The following is a 5,813-nucleotide window of genomic DNA, read 5'->3' as shown; positions in this document are numbered from 1 at the left end:
AAGCGAAGTGCGCAGCGATGCAGCCACCGAACAGCTGGCCGAGAAGCTCTACGAGCGGATCAACAACGGTGAAGACTTCGCCACCCTGGCCAAGAGTTTCTCGGAAGACCCGGGCTCGGCGCTTAACGGCGGCGATCTGAACTGGGTTGACCCGAACAGCCTGGTACCGGAGTTTCGCGAACAGATGGCCAACGCCCAGCAAGGCGTCGTGACCAAACCGTTCAAGACCCAGTACGGCTGGCATGTCCTGGAAGTGCTGGGCCGCCGCGCCACCGACAGCACCGAGCAGGCGCGCGAACAGCAGGCCCTGAGCGTGCTGCGTAACCGCAAGTATGACGAAGAGCTGCAAACCTGGCTGCGCCAGATCCGCGACGAAGCCTACGTTGAAATCAAGCTGCCTGGCGCTGACCAGGCCGCCCAGTGAAGCCGCAGCGCTTCGCCGTCACCCCCGGTGAGCCAGCCGGCATAGGTCCCGACCTGTGCCTGCTGCTCGCCGCAGACGCCCAGCCCCACCCCCTGATCGCCATCACCAGCCGTGACCTGCTCGCAGAGCGGGCCACCCAGCTGGCGGTTGCAGTCAACCTGCTGCCGGTAGCGCCGGGCCAATGGCCCGAGCAGCCAGCGCCTGCAGGTAGCCTGTACGTCTGGGACACCCCCCTTGCAGCCCCGGTAGTGCCAGGCCAGCTCGACCAGGCGAACGCGGCGTTCGTGCTGGAAACCCTGACCCGTGCCGGGCAAGGCTGTCTGGACGGGCATTTCGCCGGGATGATCACCGCCCCTGTGCACAAGGGCGTGATCAACGAGAGTGGCATCGCCTTCTCTGGGCATACCGAATTCCTCGCCGAGCTGACTCACACCGCGCAAGTGGTAATGATGCTGGCCACGCACGGCCTGCGCGTCGCCCTGGTGACCACGCACCTGCCGCTGCGCGACATCGCCGACGCCATCACCGCCGAGCGCGTCGAGCGTGTAACACGAATCCTGCATGCCGACATGCGCGACAAGTTCGGCATCGCCAACCCGCGCATCCTGGTGTGCGGCCTCAACCCGCACGCGGGCGAGGGCGGCCATCTGGGCCGCGAAGAAATCGACATCATCGAACCGACCCTGGCCCGCCTGCGCACCGAAGGCATGGACCTGCGCGGACCACTGCCGGCCGATACCCTGTTTACCCCCAAATATCTGGAGCACTGCGATGCAGTGCTGGCGATGTACCACGACCAGGGCCTGCCCGTACTCAAGTACAAAGGCTTTGGCGCTGCGGTCAACGTGACGCTGGGCCTGCCGATCATCCGTACCTCGGTTGACCACGGCACCGCCCTGGACCTTGCCGGCACCGGCAAGATCGACACCGGCAGCCTGCGCGTTGCGCTGGACACCGCCTACCAGATGGCCGAGAACCGACCATGAACGAGCAATACCAACACCGGGCGCGCAAGCGCTTCGGCCAGAACTTCCTGCACGACGCCGGTGTTATCGACCGTATCCTGCGCGCCATCAACGCCAAGGCCGGCGAACACTTGCTGGAAATCGGCCCGGGCCAGGGCGCCCTCACCGAAGGCCTGCTGGGCAGCGGTGCACAACTGGACGTTGTGGAACTGGACAAGGACCTGGTGCCGATCCTGCAGCACAAGTTCGCTGACCGCGGCAACTTCCGCCTGCACCAGGGCGACGCCCTGAAGTTCGACTTCAACCAGCTGGGCGTGCCAGCGCGCAGCCTGAAGGTGGTGGGCAACCTGCCCTACAACATCTCCACCCCGTTGATCTTCCACCTGCTCAGCCACGCCGGGCTGATCCGCGACATGCACTTCATGCTGCAGAAGGAAGTGGTAGAACGCATGGCCGCCGGCCCTGGCGGTGGTGACTGGGGGCGGTTGTCGATCATGGTGCAGTACCACTGCCGGGTCGAGCACCTGTTCAATGTTGGCCCTGGCGCCTTCAACCCGCCGCCAAAAGTGGACTCTGCGATTGTCCGCCTGGTACCGCACGAAGTGCTGCCGTATCCGGCCAAGGATCACCTGCTGCTGGAGCGCGTGGTGCGCGAGGCGTTCAACCAGCGCCGCAAGACCCTGCGCAACACCATGAAAGGCCTGCTCGACAGCGCAGCCATCGAGGCAGCTGGCGTGGATGGCAGCCTGCGCCCTGAGCAGCTGGACCTGGCAGCTTTCGTACGCCTGGCCGACCAGCTGGCTGATCAGCAACCGGCCTGATCCAGCCTGTATCGGCCCTGTCGCCGGCAAGCCAACTCCCACAGGAACACCACAGCACCTAAGACCTGTGCTTTACCTGTGAGAGCTGGCTTGCCGGCGATAGGGCCGGAACTGATAACACAATCCCCAAGCCCCACACCGCTGGCCCTCCCCCCTCTCAATGGCCTAGACTGCATTATTGCGTCAGTTCGCCCAAGGCCCTTGCATGACCGACCCCCGCTATCAGATCGACGTCAGCGTCGTGACCCGCTACCTGAAAGAACAATCCGACCCCGAGAACAGTCGTTTCGCTTTCGCCTACACCATTACCGTAAAAAACAGCGGCCTGGTCCAGGCCAAGCTGATGTCACGCCACTGGCTGATCACCAACGGTGATGGCGAGGTCGAAGAAGTACGCGGCGCCGGCGTGGTCGGCCAGCAACCCAGCATCGACCCAGGCCAGAGCCACACCTACAGCAGCGGTGCAGTGATCAGCACGCGCGTGGGTACGATGCAGGGCAGTTACCAGATGTTCGCCGAAGACGGCAAACGCTTCGACGCCCAGATCGCACCCTTCCGGCTGGCGGTGCCGGGGGCGCTGCACTGATGGCAACCTACGCCGTCGGTGATCTGCAGGGCTGCTTGCAGCCCCTCAAATGCCTGCTCGAACGCGTTCGCTTCAACCCGGCCGTCGACCGCCTGTGGCTGGTCGGCGACCTGGTCAACCGCGGCCCGGAATCGCTGGAAACCTTGCGCTTCCTGTATTCGATCCGCCAGTCACTGGTGTGCGTGCTTGGCAACCACGACCTGCACCTGCTGGCCGCCTGGCACAACGTCGAGCGCCTGAAAAAAAGCGACACCCTGCGCGAGATCATCGAAGCGCCGGATGCCGACCAGTTGTTCGACTGGCTGCGCCAGCAAAAGCTGCTGCATTACGATGAAGCCAGGGGCATCGCCATGGCCCACGCCGGCATCCCGCCTCAGTGGACGCTCGGCCAGGCCCTGAAGCTTGCTGAAGAGGTAGAGCAGGTGCTGCGCGATGATGGCCGCCTGAAGCTGTACCTTGACGGCATGTACGGCAACGAGCCGAACAGGTGGAGCAAGAACCTCAGCGGCATCGAGCGCCTGCGGGTCATCACCAACTACTTCACCCGCATGCGTTTCTGCACCGCCGAGGGCAAACTCGACCTCAAGAGCAAGGAAGGCGTGGGCACCGCCCCCAAAGGCTACAAGCCCTGGTTTGCGCACAAGGACCGCCGCTCTCGCCACGTGAAGATCATCTTCGGCCACTGGGCGGCGCTTGAAGGGCGCGTCGACGCGCCTGACGTCATCGCCCTGGACACCGGCTGCGTATGGGGCGGTGCAATGACCCTGTACAACATCGACAGCGGCGAGTACCACCGCTGCGAATGCGCCGACGACGGCACCCTGCGTCAACCGGCCCAACCCACTACACTGAACGATCAGCCCTGAAGGAAAGCCCTACCCATGAGCGAATTCAAGCGCATCCCTCCCGAACAGGCCCTGGCCCTGCGCGCGCAAGGTGCGGTAGTCGTCGACATTCGCGACTCGCAGGCCTTTGCCGCCGGCCACATTGCCGGTGCCCGGCATCTTGATAACCATTCGGTCGCCGATTTCATCCGTAACGCCGACCTCGATGCCCCGACCCTGGTGGTGTGCTACCACGGCAACTCCAGCCAGAGCGCTGCTGCCTACCTGGTAGGCCAAGGTTTTTCCGACGTGTACAGCGTGGATGGCGGCTTCGAACTGTGGCGCGCCACCTACCCGGCCGAGACCGCCCAAGGCACCGCCGAATAATTTTTTCATTTCTACTGCAGCCCGCGCCCCGTGCGGGCTCGCGGCTTATCTGACGAACGGTCGTTCGCAACTTCTCCGCCCCTCGCCCTTGACCTTGCGGATAACCAACTACTCTTAAGCACAGGCCATCCAAAAAAGGGGAGAGCCGGTACACCGGCGTGCGGGTCATCGGTAGCGTTACAGGGTGTTCTGGGGGGTATACGGCAATCGGCAAACCCGGTTGCATGCCAGCATCAGCTGACTGATCCGGCGTCGTCTCCATGTATCGAGCGAGGTGACGTCATGAGTATTTTTAGCCACTTCCAACAACGTTTCGAGTCTACGCGCCAGGAAGAACTCTCGCTGCAAGAGTACCTCGAGCTGTGCAAAGGGGATCGCAGTGCCTACGCATCGGCGGCCGAACGGCTGTTGCTGGCCATAGGTGAGCCAGAACTGATCGACACCTCAACCAACTCCAGGCTGTCGCGAATCTTTTCCAACAAGGTGATCCGTCGCTATCCGGCCTTTGCCGACTTCCATGGCATGGAAGAGTGCATCGACCAGATCGTGTCGTACTTCCGCCATGCCGCCCAGGGCCTGGAAGAGAAGAAACAGATCCTCTATCTGTTGGGCCCGGTAGGCGGCGGCAAGTCGTCGCTGGCCGAGAAACTCAAGCAGCTGATGGAGAAAGTGCCGTTCTATGCCATCAAGGGCTCGCCGGTATTCGAATCGCCCTTGGGTTTGTTCAACGCCACCGAAGATGGGGCCATTCTCGAGGAAGAGTACGGGATCTCACGGCGCTACCTGAACACCATCATGTCGCCCTGGGCCACCAAGCGCCTGCAAGAATTTGGCGGTGACATCTCCAAGTTCAAAGTGGTCAAGCTCTACCCATCCATTCTCAACCAGATTGCCATTGCCAAGACCGAACCCGGCGATGAAAACAACCAGGACATCTCTGCACTGGTGGGCAAGGTCGATATCCGCAAACTCGAGGAGTTTCCGCAGAACGACGCCGACGCCTACAGCTACTCGGGCGCGCTGTGCCGGGCCAACCAGGGCCTGATGGAATTCGTCGAGATGTTCAAGGCACCGATCAAGGTCCTGCACCCTCTGCTCACTGCCACCCAGGAAGGCAACTACAACAGTACCGAAGGCTTGGGCGCGATCCCCTACACCGGCATCCTGCTGGCCCACTCCAACGAATCGGAGTGGCACACTTTCCGCAACAACAAGAACAACGAAGCCTTCATCGACCGGATCTACATCGTCAAGGTGCCGTACTGCCTGCGGGTCAGTGACGAGATCAAGATCTACGACAAGCTGCTGGTCAACAGTTCGCTGTCCAAGGCCCATTGCGCCCCGGACACGCTGAAGATGCTCGCCCAGTTCACCGTTCTCTCGCGTCTCAAGGAGCCTGAAAACTCCAACATTTACTCGAAGATGCGCGTCTACGATGGCGAAAACCTGAAGGATACCGACCCCAAGGCCAAGTCGATCCAGGAATACCGCGACTCGGCAGGCGTCGACGAGGGCATGAACGGCCTGTCGACCCGCTTCGCCTTCAAGATCCTGTCCAAGGTCTTCAACTTCGACCCGCACGAGATTGCGGCCAACCCGGTACACCTGCTGTATGTGCTGGAGCAGCAGATCGAGCAGGAGCAATTCCCTGCCGAAGTGCGCGAACGCTACCTGCGCTACCTCAAGGAATATCTGGCACCGCGCTACATCGAGTTCATCGGCAAGGAAATCCAGACCGCCTACCTCGAGTCCTACAGCGAGTATGGCCAGAACATCTTCGACCGCTACGTGCTGTACGCCGACTTC

At 62.2% G+C, this 5,813-nt stretch carries 7 protein-coding genes; all 7 read left to right on the top strand.

Annotated elements, in window-relative coordinates; all coding sequences use genetic code 11:
* A partial coding sequence (locus tag HP546_RS24610) for a peptidylprolyl isomerase (RefSeq protein WP_172230711.1) occupies nucleotides 1-424 on the top strand: 424 nt, incomplete at its 5' end.
* Entirely contained in the window at nucleotides 421-1,410 is a 990-nt protein-coding gene (pdxA, locus tag HP546_RS24605; protein WP_172230708.1) for a 4-hydroxythreonine-4-phosphate dehydrogenase PdxA, read from the top strand. The genes HP546_RS24610 and pdxA, both read left to right, overlap by 4 nt.
* Complete coding sequence (rsmA, locus tag HP546_RS24600; protein WP_172230705.1) at nucleotides 1,407-2,210, top strand: 16S rRNA (adenine(1518)-N(6)/adenine(1519)-N(6))-dimethyltransferase RsmA; 804 nt, start codon at nucleotides 1,407-1,409, stop codon at nucleotides 2,208-2,210. Before pdxA ends, rsmA begins: the two co-directional genes overlap by 4 nt.
* Nucleotides 2,211-2,415: 205 nt before the next feature.
* A complete protein-coding gene (gene apaG / locus HP546_RS24595; RefSeq protein WP_172230702.1) occupies nucleotides 2,416-2,796 on the top strand; it encodes a Co2+/Mg2+ efflux protein ApaG in 381 nt (126 codons plus the stop codon).
* Nucleotides 2,796-3,662 carry a symmetrical bis(5'-nucleosyl)-tetraphosphatase gene (locus HP546_RS24590; protein WP_172230699.1) on the top strand — a complete coding sequence of 289 codons (867 nt, stop codon included), beginning with the start codon at nucleotides 2,796-2,798 and terminating at the stop codon, nucleotides 3,660-3,662. Before apaG ends, HP546_RS24590 begins: the two co-directional genes overlap by 1 nt.
* Nucleotides 3,663-3,677: 15 nt before the next feature.
* The gene (gene glpE / locus HP546_RS24585) at nucleotides 3,678-4,007 is read left to right on the top strand and encodes a thiosulfate sulfurtransferase GlpE (RefSeq protein WP_172230696.1); all 330 of its coding nucleotides are present in this window, start codon (nucleotides 3,678-3,680) and stop codon (nucleotides 4,005-4,007) included.
* A gap of 282 nt (nucleotides 4,008-4,289) precedes the next feature.
* On the top strand, nucleotides 4,290-5,813 hold a 1,524-nt coding region (locus HP546_RS24580), incomplete at its 3' end, for a PrkA family serine protein kinase (RefSeq protein ID WP_172230693.1).

Origin of the sequence: Pseudomonas sp. CM25, from assembly GCF_013179705.1 — a bacterium.
Lineage (GTDB): Bacteria > Pseudomonadota > Gammaproteobacteria > Pseudomonadales > Pseudomonadaceae > Aquipseudomonas.
Note: the sequence above shows the minus strand (reverse complement) of the source record. Positions and strands in the feature narration are given on the sequence as shown.